This is a genomic window from Streptomyces sp. NPDC096046 (genome assembly GCF_040303285.1).
GTDB lineage: Bacteria > Actinomycetota > Actinomycetes > Streptomycetales > Streptomycetaceae > Streptomyces.
The window spans coordinates 327,494-351,731 of the sequence record NZ_JBEOSZ010000001.1 but is presented as its reverse complement, the minus strand read 5'-3'; the positions used below and the strand labels follow the sequence as shown (position 1 = coordinate 351,731).

At 71.6% G+C, this 24,238-nt stretch carries 21 protein-coding genes and 1 tRNA gene; 13 read left to right on the top strand and 9 right to left on the bottom strand.

Going from position 1 to position 24,238, the window contains the following annotated elements; genetic code table 11:
* Positions 1-50: 50 nt before the first annotated feature.
* Complete coding sequence (locus ABTX62_RS01660) at positions 51-515, bottom strand: ATP-binding protein (protein ID WP_283972274.1); 465 nt, start codon at positions 513-515, stop codon at positions 51-53.
* A gap of 244 nt (positions 516-759) precedes the next feature.
* Between ABTX62_RS01660 and ABTX62_RS01655 the strand changes: the two genes are divergently transcribed.
* From ABTX62_RS01655 to ABTX62_RS01615, 9 genes are all read left to right on the top strand, one after another.
* Complete coding sequence (locus tag ABTX62_RS01655) at positions 760-1,578, top strand: hypothetical protein (protein WP_352114299.1); 819 nt, start codon at positions 760-762, stop codon at positions 1,576-1,578.
* A 188-nt stretch (positions 1,579-1,766) separates the two neighbouring features.
* Complete coding sequence (locus tag ABTX62_RS01650; RefSeq protein WP_352114298.1) at positions 1,767-2,507, top strand: YcnI family copper-binding membrane protein; 741 nt, start codon at positions 1,767-1,769, stop codon at positions 2,505-2,507.
* A 91-nt stretch (positions 2,508-2,598) separates the two neighbouring features.
* Positions 2,599-3,252, top strand: coding sequence for an SCO family protein (locus ABTX62_RS01645; RefSeq protein ID WP_352114297.1), 654 nt, complete (start codon positions 2,599-2,601; stop codon positions 3,250-3,252).
* The gene (locus ABTX62_RS01640) at positions 3,249-3,719 is read left to right on the top strand and encodes a copper chaperone PCu(A)C (protein WP_352114296.1); all 471 of its coding nucleotides are present in this window, start codon (positions 3,249-3,251) and stop codon (positions 3,717-3,719) included. Before ABTX62_RS01645 ends, ABTX62_RS01640 begins: the two co-directional genes overlap by 4 nt.
* Before the next feature lie 13 nt (positions 3,720-3,732).
* Positions 3,733-5,712 carry a copper resistance CopC/CopD family protein gene (locus ABTX62_RS01635; protein ID WP_352114295.1) on the top strand — a complete coding sequence of 660 codons (1,980 nt, stop codon included), beginning with the start codon at positions 3,733-3,735 and terminating at the stop codon, positions 5,710-5,712.
* Between the two features lie 6 nt (positions 5,713-5,718).
* Entirely contained in the window at positions 5,719-7,008 is a 1,290-nt protein-coding gene (efeB, locus tag ABTX62_RS01630) for an iron uptake transporter deferrochelatase/peroxidase subunit (protein WP_352114294.1), read from the top strand.
* 63 nt (positions 7,009-7,071) lie between these two features.
* On the top strand, positions 7,072-8,004 hold the full coding sequence (gene pheA / locus ABTX62_RS01625; protein WP_352114293.1) for a prephenate dehydratase: 933 nt from the start codon (positions 7,072-7,074) through the stop codon (positions 8,002-8,004).
* Positions 8,005-8,521: 517 nt separating this feature from the next.
* Positions 8,522-9,799, top strand: coding sequence for a serine--tRNA ligase (gene serS / locus ABTX62_RS01620; protein ID WP_352114292.1), 1,278 nt, complete (start codon positions 8,522-8,524; stop codon positions 9,797-9,799).
* Positions 9,796-10,614, top strand: coding sequence for an HAD family hydrolase (locus ABTX62_RS01615; RefSeq protein ID WP_352114291.1), 819 nt, complete (start codon positions 9,796-9,798; stop codon positions 10,612-10,614). Before serS ends, ABTX62_RS01615 begins: the two co-directional genes overlap by 4 nt.
* 39 nt (positions 10,615-10,653) lie before the next feature.
* On the opposite strand, the gene ABTX62_RS01610 is transcribed toward ABTX62_RS01615, so the two are convergent.
* The 6 genes from ABTX62_RS01610 to ABTX62_RS01585 form a co-directional block, all read right to left on the bottom strand.
* Positions 10,654-10,742: transfer RNA gene (locus ABTX62_RS01610), tRNA-Ser, on the bottom strand.
* A 281-nt stretch (positions 10,743-11,023) separates the two neighbouring features.
* Positions 11,024-11,266, bottom strand: coding sequence for an SGM_3592 family protein (locus ABTX62_RS01605; protein WP_352114290.1), 243 nt, complete (start codon positions 11,264-11,266; stop codon positions 11,024-11,026).
* A gap of 101 nt (positions 11,267-11,367) precedes the next feature.
* Positions 11,368-12,087, bottom strand: a complete 720-nt coding sequence (locus tag ABTX62_RS01600) for an ABC transporter permease (RefSeq protein ID WP_104779072.1) — start codon at positions 12,085-12,087, stop codon at positions 11,368-11,370.
* A gap of 9 nt (positions 12,088-12,096) precedes the next feature.
* The gene (locus tag ABTX62_RS01595; RefSeq protein WP_352114289.1) at positions 12,097-13,008 is read right to left on the bottom strand and encodes an ABC transporter ATP-binding protein; all 912 of its coding nucleotides are present in this window, start codon (positions 13,006-13,008) and stop codon (positions 12,097-12,099) included.
* Entirely contained in the window at positions 13,005-13,922 is a 918-nt protein-coding gene (locus tag ABTX62_RS01590) for an ABC transporter permease (protein WP_352114288.1), read from the bottom strand. The genes ABTX62_RS01595 and ABTX62_RS01590 overlap by 4 nt, the downstream gene beginning before the upstream one ends.
* Positions 13,912-14,880, bottom strand: coding sequence for an ABC transporter ATP-binding protein (locus tag ABTX62_RS01585; RefSeq protein ID WP_283972260.1), 969 nt, complete (start codon positions 14,878-14,880; stop codon positions 13,912-13,914). Before ABTX62_RS01585 ends, ABTX62_RS01590 begins: the two co-directional genes overlap by 11 nt.
* A 168-nt stretch (positions 14,881-15,048) precedes the next feature.
* Here ABTX62_RS01585 and ABTX62_RS01580 point away from each other — a divergent pair, with 168 nt between their 5' ends.
* The 4 genes from ABTX62_RS01580 to ABTX62_RS01565 all read left to right on the top strand — a co-directional run bounded on the left by ABTX62_RS01580 (position 15,049) and on the right by ABTX62_RS01565 (position 19,562).
* The gene (locus tag ABTX62_RS01580; protein WP_352114287.1) at positions 15,049-16,806 is read left to right on the top strand and encodes an SDR family oxidoreductase; all 1,758 of its coding nucleotides are present in this window, start codon (positions 15,049-15,051) and stop codon (positions 16,804-16,806) included.
* A 161-nt stretch (positions 16,807-16,967) separates the two neighbouring features.
* Entirely contained in the window at positions 16,968-17,516 is a 549-nt protein-coding gene (locus tag ABTX62_RS01575) for an RNA 2'-phosphotransferase (protein ID WP_352114286.1), read from the top strand.
* 107 nt (positions 17,517-17,623) lie between these two features.
* Positions 17,624-18,526, top strand: a complete 903-nt coding sequence (locus ABTX62_RS01570) for an LLM class flavin-dependent oxidoreductase (protein ID WP_352114285.1) — start codon at positions 17,624-17,626, stop codon at positions 18,524-18,526.
* 148 nt (positions 18,527-18,674) lie between these two features.
* The gene (locus tag ABTX62_RS01565; RefSeq protein ID WP_352114284.1) at positions 18,675-19,562 is read left to right on the top strand and encodes an HAD hydrolase family protein; all 888 of its coding nucleotides are present in this window, start codon (positions 18,675-18,677) and stop codon (positions 19,560-19,562) included.
* A gap of 18 nt (positions 19,563-19,580) precedes the next feature.
* On the opposite strand, the gene ABTX62_RS01560 is transcribed toward ABTX62_RS01565, so the two are convergent.
* Both ABTX62_RS01560 and cydD read right to left on the bottom strand, forming a co-directional pair.
* Positions 19,581-20,636 (bottom strand): M23 family metallopeptidase, encoded by a 1,056-nt coding sequence (locus tag ABTX62_RS01560; protein ID WP_352114283.1) that lies wholly within the window; start codon positions 20,634-20,636, stop codon positions 19,581-19,583.
* Between the two features lie 101 nt (positions 20,637-20,737).
* Complete coding sequence (cydD, locus tag ABTX62_RS01555) at positions 20,738-24,235, bottom strand: thiol reductant ABC exporter subunit CydD (RefSeq protein ID WP_352114282.1); 3,498 nt, start codon at positions 24,233-24,235, stop codon at positions 20,738-20,740.
* Positions 24,236-24,238: the final 3 nt, after the last annotated feature.

Here is a 24,238-nt window from a genome sequence, read left to right as displayed (position 1 = left end):
GAAACACCGCACGGCCCCGCACGGCCCGCACGGCCCGCACGGCCCCAGAGTCAGACCGCCATCAGTGGTGCGTCGCTGCGCCACTTCAGGACCTTGTCGAAGCTCACCACGGCTCCGCCCCGGCCCGGCTTGTTGCCGATGTGGACGTGGTCGGCGAGCTCCTCGATGAGGCCCAGCCCCCTGCCGTTCTCCGCGTCCGTGTGCGCGGGACGGATCGGCGGGCGGGACCGCCCGGCGGACGCCGCGGGGAACCCCGGGCCCGCGTCGGCGACCTCGATCCGGCACTTCTCGCCGTCCAGGTACGCGGTGACCCGGTAAGCCTCCGAGCCGGGTCCCCGGCCGGTGTCCCCGCCGTGCTCCACGGCGTTCGCGCAGGCCTCGCTGAGGGCGACGGAGAGGTCGTAGGAGATGTCCGGGTCGACGCCCGCGGTCTCCATCGTGCCGATCAGCAGGCGGCGGGCGAGCGGCACACTCGCAGCTTCGCGCCGCAGATGGAGTGACCACCAGATGCTCATGCTCCAGCCTCCTGGCCGCGGCTCGACATACCGTTACGTATTGCCCTGCGTGCCCGTGTGTAAGCGCGAAGTTGACGTGATGCCGCCCATACGGCGGATGCGCGCTGGTCCTGATCGGTGTATGTGGGGGCGGACATCGGCGCATCCGGGGGCGCGTGGGGCCAGAGCATGACGTTCCGGTCGTACGGCATCTTATGGACCTGCCGCACGGGGCGTGCGGGGCCAGTGCGATGATGAGCCCGCCATGACTGCCCCCCACGCGCGCGCGACGCGCTCCGGACACACGCTCCGGATCCTGCGGGCCGCGGTGTTCGCCGCGGTCTGCGTCGTGCTTGCCGGGGCAGGTCACGCGCTCGCCTCCTGCGACGGCATTCCCCTGTGGACGCTGGGCGCCGGGTTCCTCGGGGTGGTCACGGTGGCGGCTCCGCTGGCCGGGCGCATGCGCTCGCTGGCGGGAATCACGGCGCTGCTCGCGGTCGGCCAGACGGTGCTGCACACACTGTTCGGCCTCGGCCAGCACGGTACGGCCGCCGTCACATCCTCGGTACCGGCAGGCGGGAGCGATGCCACGCTGGTCCAGCAGGCCGCGCGGTTCGTCTGCGGCACGACGGCTGCGGCCATCAGCCCGGCGCAGGCCCAGAGGATCCTCACCGAAGCCCGGGTCCAGCCGTCCCCGGGGACGCACACGCATCCGGCCTCGGACGCCGTGTACTCCTCGGCCTCGCTGTGGCCGTCCCTGCCAATGCTGCTCGGTCACCTCCTCGCGGCGCTCGCCGCCGGCTGGCTGCTGCGCCACGGCGATCTGGCGCTGCAGCGGCTCACCGAACTGTCGGCGCAGGGTGTCGCCGAGGGGGCGCTCGTGCGCTCCCTGCGGGCCGCCCTCGCACTGGTGCGCGCCCTGTGCGCCGGGCTCCCGGGAGTTCCGGAGGCCCGCCCGCGCCCGGTGTGCGCCGCGCGGCCCGTGCCCCCGGTGCCGCGCACCCCGGCCCTCCAGCACACGGTGATCCGGCGGGGCCCGCCGGCCGGCACGGCTTCCGCAGCCGCACTCGCCCTCGCCGCCTGACGCGACGCGACCACCACCACTTCCGCTCCGGGACGCCCCGGGCCTCCTCTCCGGGAGCCCCGGACCCCCCGGACCTCCGGATCCCCGGACCCTGGATCCCGCGGAGGAGGCCGTCGTCGTGCGGCACGCGCGTGTGCGCGCATTCCTCCTTCCACATCCAGACCGAATCACAGCGGAGTGCTCCTTCCATGAAGGCTTCCCGTATCGCCGCGGCCGGTGCCGCCGCCGGTGTCACCGTTCTCGCCCTGTCCGCCCCCGCCTTCGCGCACGTCACCGTGCAGCCCGAGGGCACGGCCGCCAAGGGCGGCTACGCGGTGGTGGACTTCAAGGTCCCCAACGAGCGTGACAACGCCTCGACCACCAAGCTCGAGGTCAACTTCCCCACCGACCACCCGCTGGCCTCGGTGATGCCGGAGCCGGTGCCCGGCTGGGACATCAAGGTCACCAAGTCCACGCTGGACAAGCCGCTGGAGATGCACGGCAAGAAGATCTCCGAGGCCGTCACCAAGGTCACCTGGACCGCCGACGGTGAGGGCATCAGGGCCGGCTTCTTCCAGAAGTTCCCGGTCTCCATCGGCACCCTGCCCGAGGACACCGACCAGCTGGTCTTCAAGGCCCTGCAGACGTACTCCAACAAGGAGGTCGTCCGCTGGATCGAGGTACCTCAGAAGGGCCAGGAGGAGCCCGACAACCCGGCCCCGGTGCTGGAGCTGTCCGCTACCTCCGAGGACGGGCACCACGACGCGGCCGGTGACGACTCCGACGCCAAGTCGGCCGAGAAGGCCTCCGCCGAGACGGCCGCCTCCGACTCCGCCTCCTCCGACGGCACCGACACCACCGCCCGCGTCCTGGGCATCGTCGGCATCGTGGTCGGCGCGGCGGGTGTCGCCTACGGCGTGCTCGCCGGCCGCCGGCGCGCCGACGCCTGAGGCCGCATCCGTTGCCGGCGCGCACCGGCCCCCCGCCTCGTGCGGGGCACCCCGGTGCGCGCCGGGTAACCGACATCTGGGACATTCTTCTATGCGCACCAAGACCTTCGCCGCGGCGGCTCTGCTCGCCGCCGCCTCCCTGACCCTGACCGCCTGCGGCAGCGGCGGCGACAGCGACAAGCCCGTCTCCGTGGTGTCGGAGGCGCCCGGGACCGACAAGGCCGCCACCGTCCTCGACAAGCCGTTCGAGAAGCCGGACCTGGTCCTCACCGACACACAGGGCAAGAAGTACGACCTCCGCAAGGAGACCGCGGGCAAGCCCACGCTGGTCTACTTCGGCTACACCCACTGCCCCGACGTCTGCCCGCTGACCATGAACAACATCGCCGTCGCCAAGAAGCAGCTGCCCAAGGCCGAGCAGGACGAGCTGCGCGTGGTGTTCGTGACCACCGACCCCGAGCGCGACACCTCGGCCGAGCTCGGCAAGTGGCTCAAGGGCATCGACTCCACCTTCGTCGGTCTCACCGGCGACTTCGCGACCATCCAGGCCGGCGCCCGCACCCTCGGCATTTCCATCGAGCCGACCAAGAAGGACAAGAACGGCAAGCTCGTCTCCGAGCACGGCACCCAGGTCATCGCGTTCTCCCCGAAGACCGACGCCGGCTATGTGCTCTACGGCGAGGACGCCACCGTCGACGACTACACCAAGGACCTCCCCGAGATCATCAAGGGGGAGAACCCGTGAGGCGCATCGGCCCGGCGGCCCTCGTCATAGCCGGGGCACTGGCCCTGGCGGGCTGCGGCGGCTCGGACTCGGGCGGCGACAGCGGCTCCGGCAAGGCGGAACTCTCCGTCGGCGCCGCGTACATGCCGCAGCCGGTGTCCGACGACATGGCGGCCGGCTTCCTGACCGTCACCAACAAGGGCGGCGCCGACGACGAGCTGACCTCGGTCACCAGCGGCGTCGCCGGGCAGGTCACCGTGCACGAGACCGTCGGCGGGGCGATGCGGGAGGTCAAGAGCCTCAAGATCCCCGCGGGCGGCCGGCTGGAGCTGAGGAGCGGCGGTGACCACCTGATGTTCGAGCAGCTGAAGGACAAGCCGAAGGAAGGCCAGACGGTACCCGTCGAACTGCATTTCGCCCACTCCGCCCCCGTGAAGGTCGAGATGCCGGTGAAGCCGGCGACCTACACGCCCACGACCGGACACTGAGGGAGGGACTCCTGTGACGCAGACCATCGCCCCCCGCGTCCGGACACTGGTACTGCTGCTCCTGACCGCGGCCTGCGCACTCCTCGCCGGAGCCGGCCCGGCCTCCGCGCACGCCGCGGTGACCGGCAGCGACCCCGGACAGGGGACGGTGGTCGACAAGGCACCGGCCCGGATCTCGCTCACGTTCTCCGAGCAGGTGGCGCTGTCCGACGACTCGCTGCGCGTGCTCGACCCCGAGGGCAAGCGGGTCGACACGGGCAAGCCGGCCAACGTCAGCGGCACCACGTACGCCGTGCCGCTGCACTCGGGACTGCCCGACGGCACGTACACGGTGGCCTACCAGGTCGTCTCGGCGGACAGCCATCCTGTCGCCGGTGCCTACACCTTCTCCATCGGCGCCCCCTCCAAGACCTCCGTGTCGGTCTCCGGGCAGTCGGCGGACGACGGGGTCGTGGGCTGGCTGTACGGCTTCGGGCGGTACGTGTCGTACGCCGGGTTCATCGTGATGGCCGGCGGCGCCGCCTTCGTGCTCGCCTGCTGGCGGCGCGGTTCCGGGGTGCGGCCGGTACAGCGGTTCGTCGTCTCCGGCTGGGTCGCGCTCACCGCGGCGACCCTCGCCCTGCTGCTTCTGCGCGGCTCCTTCACGGGCTCCGGAAAGGTCTCCGACATCTTCGACCTGTCCCTGCTCGGGCAGGTGCTGCAGACCAAGAGCGGGGCGGCCCTGGTGTCCCGGCTGCTGCTGCTCGCGGCAGCGGCACTCTTCATCGCCGTGCTGTTCGGGGCGTACGACAAGCGGGAGGACGCCCAGGAGAAGCGGGACCTGACCTTCGGGCTCTCGATCGGCGGCATCGTGGTGGCGGCCGGTCTGGCGGCGAGCTGGGCTATGTCCGAACACGCCTCGGTCGGTCTCCAGGCGGATATCGCCATGCCGGTCGACGTGCTCCATCTGCTGGCCGTCGCCGCCTGGCTCGGCGGACTGGGCGCGCTGCTGGTCGCCCTGTACGGCGCGCCCGCCGACACGCCCCTCGACACCGCGGCCGTGCACCGCTTCTCCCGGCTCGCCTTCGGCAGCGTCCTCGCCCTGATCGCGACCGGCACGTACCAGTCCTGGCGCCAGCTCGGCTCCTGGTCGGCCTTCACCGACACCCGCTACGGCCAGCTCCTGCTGGCCAAGATCGCCCTCGCGGTCGTCCTGGTCGGCGTCGCGTGGACCTCGCGCCGGTGGACGGGACGGCTGGCGGATACGGCACCGGTGGAGGCAGCGGCGGTACGGGAGAAGGAGCGGGTCGGAGCGGGGGCGGACAGCGCCGCGGCCGGCGACGAGGTCGACGCCTCGGACGCGCGCGAGGGCGACACCGGTCCCGACACCGGCACCGGTGAGCGGCCCGGCTCCGAGCCCGCCGACAGCGAACGCGCCGCGCAGCTCGCCCGCCAGCAGGCCGCCCGGGATGCCGCGCGGCACAAGCGGATGCGGGACGCCGACCCGAACCGCTTCGGGCTGCGGCGCTCCGTGCTGGCCGAGGCCGGCATCGCGGTGGTGCTGCTCGCCGTCACCACCGTCCTGACGCAGACCGAGCCGGGCCGCACCGAGCAGGAGGCCCAGGCAGCCACCTCGTCCGCCGCTTCCTCCACCGCCGACACGGGCGCGTCCGGGGCGCTGACCCTGAACATGCCGTTCGACACCGGCGGCGAGGACGGCAAGGGCATCGTCACCATCGACATCGACCCCGCGCGCGTGGGCGACAACGAGATGCACGTCTACGTGGAACGGCCCAACGGCCGGGCCTTCGACATCCCCGAGGTGAAGGTCGCGTTCACCCTCGAAACCAAGGACATCGGGCCTCTGCCCGTCGTCCCCGACCACATCGCTACCGGACACTGGTCGGCGAACGGAGTGCAGATCCCCATGGCCGGCGACTGGAAGGTCGACGTGACCGTGCGGACCTCCGACATCGACGAGGTGACCGTCTCCAAGAACGCTCAGATCGGCTGAACGACCATGCCTGAACAGTCCCTTCCGAAGGCCCGCACCCCTGAGGCCACCACCGGGGAGCGCGAAGCGCCCTCCGCCCACGAGGCCATCTCACGGCGGCGGCTGCTCGGCACCGCCGGTGCCACCGGCCTCGTCCTCGGCACGGCGGGCGCCGCCGTGGGCTACGCCGCCGCCCCCTCCGAAGCCGCCGCTCCGCTGACCTCGCTCGGCACAGGCCGGGCGATGTTTCACGGGAAACATCAGCCCGGCATCACCGACGGTCTTCAGGCCCGCGGCCACCTCGTGGCCTTCGACCTGGCGGCAGGCGCCGGCCGCAGGGAAGCCGCCGCTCTGCTGCGTCGCTGGTCGGAGACGGCCCGGCGGCTGATGGCGGGTGAGCCGAGCCCTCACGACGACACCGACGTGGCCCGTGACGCCGGCCCTTCGTCGTTGACGATCACCTTCGGCTTCGGCCACAGCTTCTTCGCCCGGACGGGCCTGGAGAAGCAGCGCCCGACCGCCCTCGACCCGCTGCCCGAGTTCTCCTCCGACCAGCTCGACAAGAACCGCAGCGACGGCGACCTGTGGGTGCAGATCGGCGCCCATGACGCCCTGGTCGCCTTCCACGCCCTGCGCGCCATCCAGAAGGACGCGGGCCGTGCGGCCCGGGTGCGCTGGCAGATGAACGGCTTCAACCGCTCACCCGGCGCCACCTCCCACCCCATGACGGCCCGCAACCTCATGGGCCAGATCGACGGCACCCGGAATCCGAAGCCGAGCGAAGCGGACTTCGACCAGCGCGTCTTCGTCCCCGAGAAGGGCGAACCGGCCTGGATGGCGAACGGCTCCTACGCTGTCGTACGCCGGATCCGAATGCTCCTCGACGACTGGGAGCAGCTCCCCGTAACGGCGCAGGAGGACGTGATCGGGCGCCGCAAGTCCAACGGAGCGGCGCTGTCCGGGGGCACCGAGACAACCGCGATGGACCTGGAGAAGACGGACGCCAAGGGCAATCCGGTCGTCCCGATCAACGCCCACGCCCGCATCACACGGCCCGATCAGAACGGTGGGGCGGCGATGCTCCGCCGCCCGTTCTCCTTCCACGACGGCATCGACGGCGACGGGGTGCCGGACGCGGGTCTGCTCTTCATCTGCTGGCAGGCCGATCCGCTGCGCGGGTTCGTGCCGGTGCAGCGCAAGCTCGACCGCGGCGACGCCCTGTCGCAGTTCATCCGGCACGAGTCGAGCGGGCTGTTCGCCGTGCCGGGTGGGGCCACGGAGGGTGAGTATGTGGGGCAGAAGCTGCTGGAGGGGTGAGAGTTCACTCCAGGGGCGGGCTTGTGAGGGATAGCGCTTCCGCGGGCCCATTAGGGTGAGGTCATGCCAGCGAGCTATGCGTATCTCGGCCCCGAGGGCACCTTCACCGAAGTCGCCCTGCGCACGCTTCCCGAGGCCGCCACCCGGGAGCTCATCCCGTACGTGTCCGTCCAGTCCGCGCTCGACGCGGTACGCGCCGGCGAGGCCGAGGCCGCGTTCGTGCCGATCGAGAACTCCGTCGAGGGCGGCATCACCACCACCCTCGACGAGCTGGTCGCCGGCGCCCCGCTGATGATCTACCGCGAGGTCCTGCTGTCGATCACCTTCGCGCTGCTGGTCCGCCCGGGCACGAGGCTGTCGGACATCAAGACCGTCTCCGCCCACCCGGCCGCACAGCCGCAGGTGCGCAACTGGCTGAAGAAGCATCTCCCGGACGCGCACTGGGAGTCGGCCGCCTCGAACGCGGATGCCGCCCGGCTGGTCCAGGAGGGTCAGTACGACGCCGCCTTCGCCGGTGAGTTCGCCGCCGCCCGCTACGGCCTGGAGGCGCTGGAGACCGGGATCCACGATGCGGAGAACGCCCAGACGCGGTTCGTGCTGGTCGGCCGGCCCGCCCGGCCCGCCGCCCCGACCGGTGCGGACAAGACCTCGATCGTGCTGTGGCAGCGCGACGACCACCCCGGCGGTCTGCGCGACCTGCTGGGCGAGTTCGCCACGCGCGGCATCAACCTGATGCTGCTCCAGTCCCGGCCGACCGGCGCGGGCATCGGCAACTACTGCTTCTGCATCGACGCCGAGGGCCACATCTCCGACCGCCGGGTGGCCGACGCCCTGATGGGCCTGAAGCGGATCTGCCTCCAGGTGCGCTACCTCGGCTCGTACCCGCGCGCGGACATGCGGCCGGGGGATGTGCGGCCACCGCGGCTGGGCACCTCCGACGACGAGTTCGTCACGGCGGCGGACTGGGTCGCGCGGTGCCAGGACGGCCGCTTCTAGGCCGGTCGTACCTGCCGATTGTCGTTATCCACAGAAGTTATCCACAGGCCGCTTCTCGACCTGGGGACAAGTCGACAACAAGGCATGACCCAGTCGACAAATCGCCCTACAGTCCCCTGACGGGTCCATCCGCACGCAGGTCACCCCTCGTCCATCGTTTCCCTTTGCGCAACCCGTCAGAGTGACCTCTTTCCACTCGAAAGTGAGGATGGAGCGGGTTTCCCTCGGGAATTCCGAGGGGTGACGGGTCTTCCGGAGTGATCAATTCCGAAGTCCACAGATCTTCCACACAGCCTGTGGATAACTCTCCAGGGTGCAGGGATCCCTGTGGACAACCGTGGCCCAAGTCCCGCTTCCCGCAAGGGATTCCCGTCAATGCGACGCCCTGCGGATGCCTCGCGCCGGGGATGGAGGGCCATAGCATTGACACTGCACGCAATTCGCCCATAACGGCATGTATGTCACCGCGACCATAGTCAGTCGTGGGCGGTCACCCCGCACCGGTAGCCTTGGGCGCGTGATTGACCTTCGCCTGCTTCGTGAGGACCCCGACCGTGTGCGCGCGTCGCAGCGCGCCCGTGGAGAGGACGTCGCCCTCGTCGACGCCCTCCTGTCTGCCGACGAGCGGCGCAGGTCGTCCGGCGTCCGCTTCGACGAGCTGCGCGCCGAGCAGAAGGCGCTCGGCAAGCTCGTCCCCAAGGCGGCCGGCGAGGAGAAGGCCGAGCTGCTGAAGAAGGCGGGCCAGCTCGCCGCCGACGTCAAGGCGGCCGACGCGGACCGCGACGCTGCCGCGACCGAGACCCAGGAACTGCTCCAGAGGCTCGGCAACCTCGTCCACCCGGACGTGCCCGTGGGCGGCGAGGAGGACTTCGTCACGCTCGAGACGCACGGCACGATCCGCGACTTCACCGCCGAGGGCTTCGAGCCCAAGGACCACCTGGCGCTCGGCCAGATCCTCGGAGCGATCGACGTCGAGCGGGGGGCCAAGGTCTCCGGCTCGCGTTTCTACTTCCTGACGGGCGTCGGCGCCCTGCTGGAGCTCGCCCTGGTGAACGCGGCGATGGCGCAGGCCACCGCGGCCGGCTTCACCCCGATGCTGACCCCGGCGCTGGTGCGCCCCCAGTCCATGGCGGGCACGGGCTTCCTCGGCCAGGCCGCGCAGGACGTCTACCACCTCGCCGACGACGACCTCTACCTGGTCGGCACGTCGGAGGTAGCGCTCGCGGCGTATCACATGGACGAGATCCTCGACGCCGACCGCCTCCCCCTGCGCTACGCGGGCTTCTCGCCCTGCTTCCGTCGCGAGGCCGGCTCGCACGGCAAGGACACCCGGGGCATCTTCCGCGTGCACCAGTTCGACAAGGTCGAGATGTTCTCCTACGTCGCTCCGGAGGACTCGCAGGCCGAGCACCAGCGCCTGCTGGAGTGGGAGAAGCAGTGGCTGACGTCGCTGGAGCTGCCGTACCGCGTGATCGACGTGGCGAGCGCCGACCTGGGTTCCTCGGCCTCCCGCAAGTTCGACTGCGAGGCGTGGATCCCGACCCAGGGCAAGTACCGCGAGCTGACCTCGACCTCGGACTGCACCGAGTTCCAGTCCCGCCGCCTGTCGATCCGCGTCCGTGACGGCAAGCAGGTCCGCCCGCTGGCCACCCTCAACGGCACGCTGTGCGCCGTCCCGCGCACGATCGTGGCGATCCTGGAGAACCACCAGCAGGCCGACGGTTCGGTGCGCGTGCCCGAGGTGCTGCGTCCGTACCTGGGCGGCCGGGAGGTCCTGGAGCCGGTGGCCAAGTGAGCGACACGGCTTCGCCGGGCGGCTTCCCGTACCGGCTCGTCGCCACCGATCTCGACGGGACGCTGCTGCGCTCCGACGACACGGTGTCGCAGCGCACCCGTGACGCACTCGCCGCGGCCACCGCGGCGGGCACCGCGCACATCGTCGTCACCGGCCGGGCGGTCCCGTGGACCCGGCACATCCTCGACGACCTCGGCTACCAGGGCCTGGCCGTCTGCGGCCAGGGCGCTCAGGTCTACGACGCCGGTGCGCACCGCCTGCTGACATCGGTGACGCTGGACCGGCAGCTGGCCGGGGTGGCACTGGCCAAGATCGAGGCGGAGGTCGGCCCGCTCCACCTGGCGGCGAGCCGCGACGGCCTGGACGGCGAGGTGCTGGTGGGCCCGGGCTACGCGGTCCAGGGCACCCTGCCCGCCACGCCGTTCACGGACGCGTCGGACCTGTGGACCGCGCCTTTGAACAAGCTGTACATCCAGCACCCGACGCTGACCGACGACGAGCTCTGCGAGGCGGCCACGCGGACCGCCGGAGGTTTCGTCACCGTCACGATGGCGGGCGCGGGCATCGTCGAGTTGCTACCCCTGGGGCTGTCCAAGGCGACGGGGCTGTCCCTGGCGGCCCGTCGGCTCGGGCTGAAGGCGGCGGACACGATCGCCTTCGGCGACATGCCCAACGACATCCCGATGTTCGCCTGGGCCTCCTACGGCGTCGCCATGGCGGACGCCCACGAGGAGTTGCAGGCGGTGGCCGACGAGGTGACGTCCTCCCACGACGAGGACGGCATCGCGGTGGTGCTGGAGCGGTTGCTGGGCTGAGCCCCGGGCGCTGGTGCCCTGCGGCTCGGTGGTGCTGGGCGGAGGATGCACGGATCGAACGTGCGCGGGCCCTTCCGGACCCGACCACGGTGTAGCAAACCGGTGCCTTACCACTCGGCCAATCCTCCGGGTGGGCGGCCCACGCGATGTGCGATTCGCGTGCTCGAAGCGGCCGCCCCGGGCAGCTCCCCGTGTGGGGCGAGTTCTACGGAGGGGTGCTGACTACTCCGGATCCCGCCGCGGGCTGCCCTGAAGGGAGCTGGACGTACTGCCGTGCATGGACATCGTCCCGCTCCTCTCCCAGAACGTGGCGCCGGGCTCCTCGCCCGGCCGTGACGACAACCACTGTGCCCGCCGGGCGAAGGGGACGCCACTGATTAAACCGGTGGTCCGACCGGCGGAGGTCCGGCTACTTCCTGCGCCACTTGCGCCGCCGGGCCTTGCTGAAGAACCAGCCCGCGGGCGGCTCGTCGGAGCGCCAGGGCTGCGGCTCCGGTTCTTCGCGCCGCCATTTCGCGGCGAGCATCCGGGCACGGGCGGACGGCTCGGAGGTCCCGGCGGAGCGTATGAAGTCCTCATCCAGGACGACACCGTCGAGGTCGTCCCCGGCCTCGCCCCCGGCATCGTCGTACTGTGCCCTCTCGCCCGCCATACCCGTCCTCCAGCCGTCCAACTCCCGTTGCGGTTCCCCTGCAATCCCGTTCGCCCAGTGTGCCCGGGCGAAGGTGAAGCCCCCGTCAAGACCGGGTCACGTCACTCCTCGCCGGCGAGCGTCAGGGAGCGCAGCTTCTGGCCGGCGAACCAGGTGGCCAGCACCGTGACCGCCACCAGCAGCACCGTCGCCGTGGTCAGACCCACGTCGGAGGAGACCAGGTCCCCGCCGGACACCTTCTGGGCCACGGCCAGCGACCACTGCTGGACACTCAGGGTGCGGGCGCCCGGCACCAGGGAGCCGAACAGGGCCTCCCAGACCAGCGCGTAGACGAGCCCGAACACCACCGCGTGCCGGGAGACCGTGCCGAGCAGCAGGAACAGGGCCGCGTACGCGATGGAGGCGACCAGTGCGGCCACCGTGTAGGCGACGGCGACCTGCTGGCCGTTGCCGTTCAGGATGAAGCCGGCGATGAGCGTCGGCACCGCGGAGAACACCATGGTCACCGCGATGGCCACGATCAGCTTGGTGAAGATGATCGTCGGCCGCTTGATCGGCTTGGACAGCAGGTACACCACCGAGCCGTCGTCGATCTCCGGTCCGATCGCGCCCGTTCCGGCGATGACGCCGATGATCGGGACCATCGTCGCGAGGGCGAGTCCGCCCAGCAGGTCGGACGCCGTCTGGTCGTCCGCCCCTGCCAGTGCGCGCACCGCCACGGCGATCACGATCAGCAGCATGGGCAGGGCGCCGAGGATGAGGGCCCGGCGCCGGCCGAGCAGGGCCCGGTACGTGAGCCGGGCGACTGTGGGGTCGTACATCAGGGCCTCCTACGCCGCGACGAGATACGAGAAGACGGACTCGAGGGACTCGTCGGACGGCGAGACCGTGAGCAGCCGGATGCCGTTGTCCCTGGCCACTCGCGGCAGCAGGGCCGTGAAGCGGCCGAAGTCGACGGCCTGGATGCGCAGCGCGCCCTCGGCGAGGTCGACCTCGATGCCGGACGTCGACGGGTCGGCGATCAGCGCGGCCGCGAGGGCACGGTCGTCGCTGGAGCGCACCAGGTAGCGGTGCGGCCGGTCGGTCATCAGGCGGCGGATCTTGCGGAAGTCGCCGCTGGCGGCGTGCCGGCCGGCGACGACGACCTCGATGTGCCAGGCGAGTTGCTCGACCTCTTCGAGGATGTGGGACGAGAACAGCACCGTGCGGCCCTCGTCACCCATGCGCCGCAGCAGGTCCATCAGCTGCATGCGCTGGCGCGGGTCCATGCCGTTGAAGGGCTCGTCCAGCAGGAGCAGGGACGGGTCGTGGACCAGGGCGGAGGCCATCTTCACGCGCTGTCGCATGCCCTTGGAGTACGTCTGGATCTTGCGGTCCTGCGCGTACTCCATCTCGACGGTGGCGAGCGCCTTCTGGGCCGCCTTGGCGCCCAGGCCGTGCAGTTCGGCGTTGGCGAGGACGAACTCCTTGCCGGTGAGGAAGTCGTACATCGCCTCCCGCTCGGGCACGACGCCGATCTGCCGGTAGATCTGCTCGTTGCGCCACACGGCCTGGCCGTCGAGGGTGACGGTGCCGGTGGAGGGGGCCAGGAATCCGCCCATCATGTTGATGAGGGTGGACTTTCCGGCGCCGTTGGGGCCGAGCAGGCCGGTGACGCCGGGGCCGATGGTCATGGTGATGTCGTTGACGGCGACCACGTTGCCGAACCAGCGGGAGACGTGGTCGATGGAGAGCGTGGTCACAGTCCCACCTTCTTGTAGCGGCGCATCAGGAGGGCGTAGCTCGCCGCGATCAGGCCCAGGGCGACGAGGACGTAGACGACGCCCTCGACGGTGCTCGGGTCCACCCCGCTGGGGGAGGCGGAGGTCGCGCCCAGGAACGCGGACTGCACACCGTCGACGAGCGTGATCGGTGAGAACAGCCCGATCCACGGCACGGCGTCGCCGCTGCCCTGGGCGTCGGCGATGGCCTGGAGGGTGGAGACCGCGCCGTAGGTGATGGTCAGCACGGCGATCACGGCCGCGATGCCGAAGCCGCGGCGCGGGGTGAAGGACGCGATGACCAGGCCGATGCCGGCGAAGAGCAGTGAAAGCAGTGTTACGGACACGAGTCCCTGTGCGAATCCCTTGGTCTGGTCGGCGAAGTCGAGCTTGGCCAGCAGGGCGCCCACGTAGAGCACGAGCAGGGGAGCGGCCGTGAGGACGAACAGCGCCGAGGCGAGCGCCGCGTACTTGGCGCGGACGTAGTCGGCGGTCTCGATGGGCCGCGAGAAGTACAGCGGAACGGTCTTGAAGCGCAGGTCCCGCGAGACGGACTGAGGGGCCTGTGAGGCGACGTACAGGCTGATGACCGCCTGCATGACGATCGCGTAGCGGGTGTAGTCCAGGGGCAGGGCGTTGGCCTTGGTGGCGACCGCGACGGCGACCATGATGGCCGCGGGCACGCACATCACCACGAACAGCAGCATCGGCAGCACCTTGGACTTCACCGAGCGGCCGAGGCCGTAGGAGCCGCGCAGGGACTGCGAGTAGAGGGAGCGGCGGGCGTAGGCGCGGCCGAGGCGGGGGCCGTCGTAGCTGCGGTAGCCGATGTTGTGGATGCGGGTCTGGTCACCCGATGCCGGGGCGGATGTCCCCGTGGAGTGCTCAACCGCCATGGCCGACCGCCTCCTTCCGCTGCTCGTGCCGGTCGCTGGTCGTGAAGACCTCGGAGATGTGGTGCCTGCGCTGCTCCATGCGCACCAGGCCGAGTCCGAGGTCGGCGATCACGTCCCGGACCAGGTCGTACGTCTCCTCGCCCTGCGCGGTGAGCAGCAGGACGTGGCCGGCGCCCGGCAGGCCGCTGCCGTCCTCGACGCTCACCCCGCGCGCGTGCAGCGCCTCGCGCACCGCACGGGTGCCGTCCGGGTGCTCGTCGCTGTCGGTGACCTCGATCGCGAGGGTCGTGGTGGTCTGCGTGAAGTCCGTGGTGGAGCTGGAGCGCAGGAGCTTGCCGCCGTCGACCACCACGACGTGGTCGCAGGTGCGCTCCAGCTCGCCCAGCAGGTGGGAGGTGACCAGGACCGAGATGCCGAAATCGGTGTGAATGCGGCGGATCAGGCCGAGCATCTCGTCGCGCCCGACCGGGTCGAGACCGTTGGTCGGCTCGTCCAGGAAGACCAGCTGCGGGTCGTGGACGAGGGCCTGCGCGAGCTTGACGCGCTGCTTCATGCCGGTCGAGTAGCCGCCGATGGGGCGGTAGCGCTCCTCGTACAGGCCGACGTGGCGCAGGGTGTCGGCCGTGCGCTCACGTGCGGCGGTGGGCGGCAGGCCGGACATGCGCGCCATGTGGACGACGAACTCGGTGGCGGAGACGTCCGGCGGCAGGCAGTCGTGCTCGGGCATGTAACCGACGCGCTCACGGATGTCGGCGCCCTGGGTGGCGACGTCGAGGCCGAGCACTTCGGCGCGGCCCTCGGTGGCGGGGGACAGACCCAGCAGGATCTTGATCAGTGTGGACTTGCCGGCTCCGTTGGCTCCGACGAGTCCGGTCACACCGGGTCCGACGTCCACGGAGAGCCGGTCAAGCGCGGTCACCCGGGGGAACCGCTTGCTCAGGCTTTCGGTCGCGATCACAGTCACCCCTCGAAGGTACGGGCCGCGCGGGTGGCGGTCGTCACTCCGCAGAGCTGTCTTGGGATCAGCCCTGAGTATTACGGGCCCCTAGGGGTGCTGGTTCTTGAGGGTTACCACGACCGGGAAGCCTCTATTGACGAACTCTCTAACAACTGCCAGATTCGCCGGATGACGTTGCTGACGGGCGCGCGGGAGCGCAGGGTGCGGACGGGCGAAGTCGAGCTGTGCGTGGCCGAGCTGGGTGATCCGGGGCGGCCGACGGTCGTCCTGGTACATGGCTATCCCGACAGCAAAGAGGTGTGGTCCGAGGTCGCCGAGCGGCTCGCCGGGCGCTTTCACGTGGTGGCGTACGACGTCCGCGGCCACGGCCGCTCGACGGCGCCGCGGCCACTGCGCGGCGGGTTCACGCTGGAGAAACTGACGGACGACTTCCTGGCCGTCGCGGACGCGGTGAGTCCGGACGAGCCGGTGCACCTGGTCGGGCACGACTGGGGTTCGGTGCAGGCCTGGGAGTTCACCACCGTCCGGCGTACCGAGGGCCGCATCGCCTCCTTCACGTCGATGTCCGGCCCGTCGCTGGACCACTTCGGCCACTGGATCGACCGGCGCGTGAAACGTCCCACCCCGCGGCGGATCGTCCAGCTCCTCGGGCAGGGTGCCCGGTCCTGGTACGTGTACCTGCTGCATACGCCCGTGCTGCCCGAGCTGGCCTGGCGAGGGCCGCTCGGCAAGCGCTGGCCCCGGGTCCTGGAGCGCGTCGAGAGAGTACCCAGGGGCGACTACCCCACCGCGTCCCTGCCGTCGGACGCGGCCCATGGGGCCTGGCTGTACCGGGACAACGTCCGGCCGCGGATGCGCAGCCCGCGCCCGGACGCCCGTGCCCACGCACCCGTGCAGATCATCACGCCTCTGGAGGACCGGTTCCTCTCGGAGCGGCTCCACGACGAACTGGATCAATGGGTTCCGCAGCTCACCCGCCGGGCGATCCAGGCGGGGCACTGGATCCCGCGTACCCGCCCGGACCAGCTGGCCTGCTGGATCGACGAGTTCGTGACGTCCGTCGAGAGCGGGCGGTCCCCGGCGGTGGCCGGCGGCGAACACGCCGAGCGGTTCGGCGGGCAGCTCGTGCTCGTCACCGGGGCGGGCAGCGGCATCGGGCGGGCCACGGCGCTCGCGTTCGCCGAGGCCGGGGCGCGCGTGGTGGCCGTCGACCGGAACGCGGAGGCCGCGGCCCGCACCGCCGAGGCCTCCCGCCGGCTCGGCGCCGCGGACGCCTGGGCGGAGACGGTCGACGTCTCCGACGAGCAGGCCATGGAAAAGCTCGCCGAGAAGGTCACCGCCGAGTACGGCGTGGTGGACGTCCTCGTGAACAACGCCGGGATCGGACTGTCCGGTTCCTTCTTCGACACCACGCCGGAGGACTGGAAGAAGGTCCTCGACGTCAACCTGTGGGGGGTCATCCACGGCTGCCGGCTCTTCGGCCGCCGGATGGCCGAGCGCGGGCAGGGCGGTCACATCGTCAACGTGGCGTCGGCCGCGGCGTACCAGCCGTCCCGGGCGCTGCCCGCCTACAGCACCTCCAAGGCGGCCGTGCTGATGCTCAGCGAGTGCCTGCGGGCGGAGCTCGCCGGGCAGCGGATCGGTGTGACGGCGGTCTGCCCCGGGTTCGTCAACACGGCCATCACGTCGACGGCGCACTTCGCCGGGGTCGACGCCCGGGAGGAACAGCGGCTGCGGAGGCGCACCGCCCGGCTGTACGGGCTGCGCAACTACCCGCCGGAGAAGGTCGCCCGCGCCATCCTGCGCGCGGTGACGCGCGACGAGGCGGTGGTGCCGGTGACGCCCGAGGCGCGGGGTGCGCGGTGGCTCTCGCGGTGGGCGCCGGGGACACTGCGGAGGATCGCGCGGGTGAAGCCTCCGGTATGAGGCCCTCCGGTGTGAGGCCGGGTGCCTCAAATACCGTGCGCCCACCGCTAGTTGTCCACAGAACTGTCGATTCCGGTGTGGATAACCACACTTGGCTGTGGATCAAACCTGCGAAGCGAAACTCGATCGCGTGATTCGCGTCTCTCCCGCACCCTGAGGGGGTGGACGAGAGACGCACCGTGAAGGTGTCGAAGTACCTGTCGAAGCATCTGCGCCACCAACCGGAACGCATCGGGCTGACCCTCGACGCGGCCGGCTGGGTGGAGATCGACGCGTTGATCGCCGCGGCCGCCGCACACGGCTTCCGGTTCACCCGCGCCGAACTGGACCATGTCGTCGCCACCAACGACAAGCGGCGTTTCGCCGTCGAGGGAACCCGGATCCGGGCGAGCCAGGGCCACAGCGTGGAAGTCGATCTGGGACTGGCCCCGGCCACCCCGCCCGCGTACCTCTACCACGGCACCGTCGCCCGCGCCCTGGATGTGATCCGAGCCGAAGGGCTCCGTCCGATGACCCGGCATGCCGTGCATCTCTCTCCCGACCGGGAGACGGCAACCCGCGTCGGCGCCCGCCGGGGGCGGCCGGTCGTGCTGGCGGTGCACGCGGGCGCCATGCACCGGGACGGCCATGTCTTCCAGGTGAGTGCGAACGGCGTGTGGCTGACGCAGTCCGTGCCGACCCGCTATCTGCGCTTTCCCGGGTCGGACTGACCTTCACGTCCACCGATCACTCCTGGCGCCGTGTCCACCCGGACGCGCACGGTGACTGTTTCACGTGAAACACGGGCGGTCGGCGAGGCTCCCTTAGGCTCGATGCCATGAGTCTGCGTCTGAGCACCGTGATCCTCCCGTACCGCCGCTGGCACGAAGGCGGCCGCGCGGCCTGGACGCGCGCCGAGCAGCTCGGCTTTCACACCGGGTACACCTATGACCACCTGTCCTGGCGCACCTTCCGGGACGGCCCGTGGTTCGGCGCCGTACCGACCCTCACGGCCGCCGCGAGCATCACCGACCGGCTGCGGCTGGGCACCCTGGTGACCTCGCCGAACTTCCGGCACCCGGTGACCCTCGCCAAGGAACTGATCTCTCTCGACGACATCTCCCGTGGGCGGGTCACGCTGGGCATCGGCGCGGGCGGCTCCGGCTTCGACGCCACCGCGCTCGGCCAGGAGCCGTGGACCCCGCGCGAGCGCGCCGACCGTCTCGCCGAGTTCGTCCCGCTGCTCGACCGGCTGCTCAGCGAGGACGCCGTGTCCTACGAGGGGGACTTCTACTCAGCCCACGAGGCGCGCAACATCCCCGGCTGTGTGCAGCGCCCCAGGCTGCCGTTCGCGGTGGCCGCGACCGGGCCGCGTGGGATGCGGCTCGCCGCCCGGTTCGGCCAGGCGTGGGTGACCACCGGCGACCCGAAGCTGTACGAGAACGGCACGCCTGAACAGTCGATTCAGGCCATTCGGGGGCAGGCGGAGAGGCTCGACGACATCTGTGCCGAGGTCGGCCGGGACATGACCGACCTCGACCGGGTCCTGCTCACCGGATTCACGCCGGACCGCAGCGGCCCGCTGCAGTCCCTGAACGCATTCGTGGACTTCGCCGGGCGGCATGTGGAGCTGGGCTTCACGGAGATCGTGATCCACTGGCCGATTCCCGACTCGCAGTTCGCGGCGGACCAGAAGGTCTTCGAGCAGATCGCCATGGAGGCGCCCGCACAGTTGCGCTGAAGCATGGACGGGGGTACCGAGGAGCTTCCAACGAAGGGCTCCGGCGGAGAAGGCCCAGGTGTCGGCTCTGCCGGGAGTCCCCGGCAAGAGTCCCGGCGAGGGCGGTATCCACTCACCTGTGCGGCGCCCCGCACGCACGTGCAGGCATGTGCGGGACAATGGCCGGGTGACCTCAGCGACCCGACAGCCCGAGACCGCGGCCGAGACCCTCCCGCCGCGGCTGATCGCCACCGACCTCGACGGCACCCTGCTGCGCGACGACAAGTCGGTCTCCCCGCGTACGGTCGCCGCGCTCGCCGCGGCCGAGAAGGCGGGCGTCGAGGTATTCTTCGTCACCGGCCGCCCGGCCCGCTGGATGGACGTCGTAAGCGACCACGTGCACGGCCACGGTCTGGCGATCTGCGGCAACGGCGCCGCCGTGGTCGACCTGCACGGCGGACCCGGCGCCCACCGGTTCGTGAAGGTGCGGGAACTGGCCCGGGAGAACGCCCTGGACGCCGCGCGGCTGCTGCGCGACGCGGCGCCGGGCACGGTGTACGCGGTGGAGCAGACATACGGCTTCTACCAGGAGCCGGCGTACCCGAAGCTGCACATGGAGATACCGGACAGTCTCGCCCCGGCCGAGGAACTGCTGGGCCCGGACCACCGGGCCGCCGGCGAGCCGGTGCTGAAGATCCTCGCCTATCACCCCGAGATCGACCCCGACGCCTTCCTGACCCTGGCCCGCCTCGCCATCGGCGACCGCGCCAACGTCACCCGTTCCAGCCCCAGCGCCCTCCTGGAGATCAGCGGTCCGGGGGTGTCGAAGGCCAGCACCCTCGCCCTGTGCTGCGCGGAGCGCGGCATCTCGCACGAGCAGGTCGTCGCCTTCGGCGACATGCCGAACGACGTGGAGATGCTCACCTGGGCGGGCCGGTCCTACGCGATGGGCAACGCGCACCCGGACGTGATCGCCGCCGCCTCGGGCCGGACGGTCGCGAACAACGAGGACGGGGTGGCGGTCGTGATCGAGGAGTTGCTGGCGGAACTGCCGTAGCCGAGGGGGCAGGGGGTCTCAGAGGGACACTCCGCGCGCCGCCAGCCAGGACACCGGGTTCACCGCCGAGCCCGTCTCCGGTGTGACCCGGGCCTCGAAGTGCAGGTGCGGCCCGGTGGAGTTGCCCGTGGTGCCCGACTGGCCGATCCACTGGCCCGGGCTGACATGCTCCCCCTGGTCGACCGCGACGGACGCCAGATGGGCGTACTGCGTGTAGTAGCCCCCCGCGTGCTTGAGCACGATCTCGATGCCGAAGGCGCCACCGCAGGACACCCTCACGACCCGGCCCGTCCCCACGGCCCGCACCGGCGTGCCGATCGGCACCGCGAAGTCCTGCCCGGTGTGCCGGTTCGACCAGCGCGCGCCACCGCTGCCGTAGGAGGCGGAGAGTTCGTACGTCTCGACCGGCGCGACCCAGCCGCCGTCGCCGAAGCCCGTCTCCGGCTGATCCAGCCGGACCGCTCCGCGGCACGCTCCGGCGGACACCGCGGCGTCCGCCTGCCCCTGGAGCCGGACACGGGCCGACTCCAGCTTCTGTTCGATGTCCGCCTTGAGAACGGCGAGTTGGGCGTTGCGCTTCTCCAGCGCCTGCCACTGGGCCGCGGCCTTGGCCTCGTCCGCCGCCAGCCGGGCCTCGGCACGCCGGTTCTTGGAGATCGCGTTGTTCACGGCGAGGTCCGCCTGGGCGAAGGCGTGCTGACCTCGCATCAGGCCGTCGGGGCTCCCGGCGAGAATCATGTGCGCCGCCACCGGCAGACCACCGCTGCTGCGGTACTGGGCCCGGGCGATGCGGCCCAAATCCTCCTGCAGCACGGCGATGTTCCGCCGCTGCGCGTCCAGGAGCGCCTCCGCCCGCTGAGCTCGGCCCCGCTGTTCCTCGGCCTCCGCGCGGCCGGCCTCGTACTGCTGCGTCGCCACCGCGGCTTCCTCGTACAGCCGCGCCACCTCGGCGCTGAGGCCCGTGTCCGTGCCGTTTCCGGGTTCCTCGGGCGCCCTCGCCGGCCGGGCGGCGAGCACGGCCAGCGCGCACAGCAGGACCGGAACGACCAGCCGATGACGGCGATATGAGCGCATGTCAGCGATCGTCGCCCAGTCCGGCCGACCCAGCCCTGTTCACGTCGTACAGCTGGGGGAACGGCTGCGCCGAACGGCCCAGTGCGTGCTGCTCGCGGCCGCTACCGCGCCCCCACCAGCGAGTCCGCCGCCGCCTCCCGCTGCGCCATCCCCCGGAACGGCCCGTCCGCGGCCACCAGCTCGGCGTACGGCCCGCGCTGCACCACTCGTCCCCGGTCGAGCACGATCACCTCGTCGACCGCTTCGAGCCCGGCCAGCCGGTGCGTGATCAGCAGCGTCGTACGACCCTCGGTGGCGGCCAGCAGATCGGCGGTGAGTGCGTCGGCGGTCGGCAGGTCGAGGTGCTCGGCGGGCTCGTCGAGCACCAGGACGGGGAAGTCGGCGAGGAGTGCCCGGGCCAACGCCAGTCGCTGCCGCTGCCCGCCGGACAGCCGTGCTCCGTGCTCGCCGACAAGCGTGTCGAGCCCATCGGGCAGGCTGTCGGCCCAGTCCAGCAACCGGGCCCGGCCCAGCGATTCGCGCAGTCGGTCCTCGGTGGCGTCCTTCCTGGCGAGCAGCAGGTTCTCGCGCAGCGAGCTGTCGAAGAGGTGCGCGTCCTGCGCACACAGCCCGACGAGCCCTCGAACGTCGTCACTGTGCAGCGCGTACGCGTCCACGCCCGCCAGCGTGTACGAGCCCGCGTCCGGGTCGAGGAACCGGAGCAGGACCTGTGCCAGCGTCGTCTTGCCGGAGCCGGAGGGTCCGACCACGGCGATCCGACGGCCCTTCTCGAGGGTCAGGTCGAGCCCGGCGAGCGCGTCCCGCCCCTGCCCGGCGTGCCGCGCGGTCAGACCCGCGACGACGAGCGGGAACGGCGACGCGGGCGCCTGCCGCGGCTGCTCCGGCTCCCGCACCGGCTCCGGGGCGTCCAGCACCTCGTAGACCCGCTGCGCGCTCCGGTGCACGCGCTGCCGGTACCGCACGGCGAGCGGCAGTCCGAGCACGGCCTCGAAGGCGGCGAGCGGGGTCAGGACGACGACGGCCATGGCCACGCCGTCCAGCCGCCCGGCGGCGACCCCCTGCACTCCGGCCAGGGCGGCGGCTGCGACGGTCAGGCCGGAGATCAGCGCGGTGAGACCGTCGCCGAGGGCCGTGGCGGTGGCGGCGCGTGAGGCGATGCGGGTGAGCACCCCGTCGGCCTCGCGGGCCTGGGCGGTCCGCGTGGTTAGGGCACCGGCGACCGTCAGTTCCGCGGTACCGGTGAGCAGATCGGCCACCCGCGTCGCGAGCGCCCCGCGTGCGGGTGCCAGCCGGTGTTCCGCCCGCCGGGCCACCGCGCCGGTGATCAGCGGTACACCGACCCCCGCCGCCAGGAGCCCGGCCGCGAGCACCGCCCCCGCCTCGGGCAGCAGCCAGGCCGTGAAACCGACGGAGGCGGCCGACACGACGACGGCCGCCCCGGCCGGCAGCAGCCACCGCAGCCAGTAGTCCTGCAGCGCGTCCACGTCCGCGACCAGGCGGGTGAGCAGATCGCCGCGGCGGGACCGGTGCAGTCCGGCCGGCGCCAGCCGCTCCAGCCTGCGGAACACGGCGACCCGGGTGTCCGCCAGCATCCGCAGCACGGCGTCGTGTGACACCAGCCGCTCGGCGTAGCGGAAGACGGCCCGCCCGATCCCGAACGCCCGCGTCGCCGTGACGGCCATCATCAGATACAGCACGGGCGGCTGCTGCGAGGCCCGCGAGATCAACCACCCGGAGGTGGCCATGAGCCCCACGGCACTCCCCAGGGCGAGACTCCCGAGCAGCAGGGCCAGTCCGAGACGACCGCGCCGGGCACCGGACAGGGCGCGCACGCGGGCCAGCACCCCGCCCGAAGCCGATGTCTCGACGGGCTCGGCCGGGGTGGGCTGCTCGGCCTCGACGGCCCGCGTGTCGGTGTCTCGGGCCGTGGCGGGCGCGTCGGCCGCATCGGGCAAGGCAATCGCGGTCCGGGGCTCCGCCAGCCGCACGACCCGGTCCGCGATCTCCAGCAGCGCAGGCCGGTGCACCACCAGCAGCACCGTCCGGCCGACCGCGAGGCGCCGCACCGCCGCGACGACCTCGGCCTCCGTGCCTCCGTCCAGTGCCGCCGTCGGCTCGTCGAGCAGCAGCACGGGCCGGTCCGCGAGGAACGCCCGGGCCAGCGCGAGCCGCTGCCGCTGCCCCGCGGACAGCCCGGCGCCGTCCTCGCCGAGCACGGTGTCCACACCCCCGGCCAGCGCGTCGACGAACTCCAGCGCCCCGGCGTGCCGCAGCGCCCGCCGTACGGCATCGTCGTCGGCGTCGGGCCGGGCCAGACGTACGTTCTCGGCGATCGTCCCGGCGTACAGATGCGGTCGCTGCGGCACCCACGCGATCCGGGAGCGCCATTGCTCCAGGTCGGCGCCGGTGAGGTCGGCTCCCCCGATCCGTACCCGCCCCTCGGCCGGTCGCACGAACCCCAGCAGGACGTTCAGCAGCGTCGACTTGCCGGCGCCGCTCGGACCGACCAGCGCGACCGTCTCACCGGGCTCGACACTGAAGGACACGTTCGAGACGGCGTCCACCGACCGACCCGGGTACCGGACGGTCACGCCCTCGAAGGACAGCGCCCCCTCCGGCACGGCCCCGGAGCCGGACGCCGGGGCGGGCGTCTCCAGGACCTCGAAGATCTCCTCGGCTGCGGCGAGCCCCTCCGCCGCCGCGTGGTACTGCGCCCCGACCTGCCGCAACGGCAGATACGCCTCGGGGGCGAGGATCAGGATGACCAGGCCGATGTACAGGTCCATCTCCCCGTGCACCAGCCGCATGCCGATCGTCACGGCGACCAGCGCCACCGAGATCGTCGCGAGCAGTTCCAGCGCGAACGAGGAGATGAAGGCGATCCGCAGCGTCCGCATGGTCGCCCGCCGGTACTCGCCGGTGATCCGCCGGATCGACTCGGCCTGGGCCTTGGCCCGTCCGAACACCTTGAGCGTCGGCAGCCCCGCGACCACGTCCAGGAAGTGCCCGGACAGCTGTGACAGCAGTCGCCACTGACGGTCCATTCGGGCCTGGGTGGCCCAGCCGATCAGCACCATGAAGACCGGGATGAGGGGCAGGGTGCCCACGATGATGGCCGCGGAGACCCAGTCCTCGGTGACGATCCGCGCCAGCACCGCCACCGGCACGACCACCGCGAGACCCAGCTGCGGCAGATACCGGGAGAAGTAGTCGTCGAGGGCGTCGACGCCCCGGGTGGCCAGGGCCACCAGCGAGCCGGTCCGCTGGCCGCCCAGCCGGCCCGGACCGAGATCAGCCGCACGCTCCAGCAGCCGGCCCCGCAGCTCGGACTTCACCGCCGCGCTCGCCCGGTGCGCGGCGAGCTCGGTGAGCCAGCCGATCAGCGCCCGGCCGACCGCGACAGCGGCCAACAGCAGCAGGGGAGTGCTGAGTTCGGACACCGGCATGCGGTGCTGGAACGCGCCGACCACCACCTCGGCGATGAGCATCGCCTGGGCGATGACCAGGCCTGCGCCCACCGCCCCCAGGGCGACGACCGCCACCAGGAAGCCCCGGGTGGCACGGGCGTACCGAAGCAGGCGCGGATCGATTGGTTTCACGTG

What these genes read in the sequence shown, in the direction of transcription:
- ABTX62_RS01650 (WP_352114298.1), top strand. Translation starts at nt 1,767, where the DNA reads ATGAAGGCTTCCCGTATCGCCGCGGCCGGTGCCGCCGCCGGTGTCACC.
- ABTX62_RS01570 (WP_352114285.1), top strand. Translation starts at nt 17,624, where the DNA reads ATGAGTCTGCGTCTGAGCACCGTGATCCTCCCGTACCGCCGCTGGCAC.
- ABTX62_RS01560 (WP_352114283.1), bottom strand. Translation starts at nt 20,636, where the DNA reads ATGCGCTCATATCGCCGTCATCGGCTGGTCGTTCCGGTCCTGCTGTGC.
- ABTX62_RS01660 (WP_283972274.1), bottom strand. Translation starts at nt 515, where the DNA reads ATGAGCATCTGGTGGTCACTCCATCTGCGGCGCGAAGCTGCGAGTGTG.
- efeB (WP_352114294.1), top strand. Translation starts at nt 5,719, where the DNA reads ATGCCTGAACAGTCCCTTCCGAAGGCCCGCACCCCTGAGGCCACCACC.
- ABTX62_RS01655 (WP_352114299.1), top strand. Translation starts at nt 760, where the DNA reads ATGACTGCCCCCCACGCGCGCGCGACGCGCTCCGGACACACGCTCCGG.
- ABTX62_RS01600 (WP_104779072.1), bottom strand. Translation starts at nt 12,087, where the DNA reads ATGTACGACCCCACAGTCGCCCGGCTCACGTACCGGGCCCTGCTCGGC.
- ABTX62_RS01645 (WP_352114297.1), top strand. Translation starts at nt 2,599, where the DNA reads ATGCGCACCAAGACCTTCGCCGCGGCGGCTCTGCTCGCCGCCGCCTCC.
- ABTX62_RS01605 (WP_352114290.1), bottom strand. Translation starts at nt 11,266, where the DNA reads ATGGCGGGCGAGAGGGCACAGTACGACGATGCCGGGGGCGAGGCCGGG.
- ABTX62_RS01590 (WP_352114288.1), bottom strand. Translation starts at nt 13,922, where the DNA reads ATGGCGGTTGAGCACTCCACGGGGACATCCGCCCCGGCATCGGGTGAC.
- ABTX62_RS01580 (WP_352114287.1), top strand. Translation starts at nt 15,049, where the DNA reads ATGACGTTGCTGACGGGCGCGCGGGAGCGCAGGGTGCGGACGGGCGAA.
- pheA (WP_352114293.1), top strand. Translation starts at nt 7,072, where the DNA reads ATGCCAGCGAGCTATGCGTATCTCGGCCCCGAGGGCACCTTCACCGAA.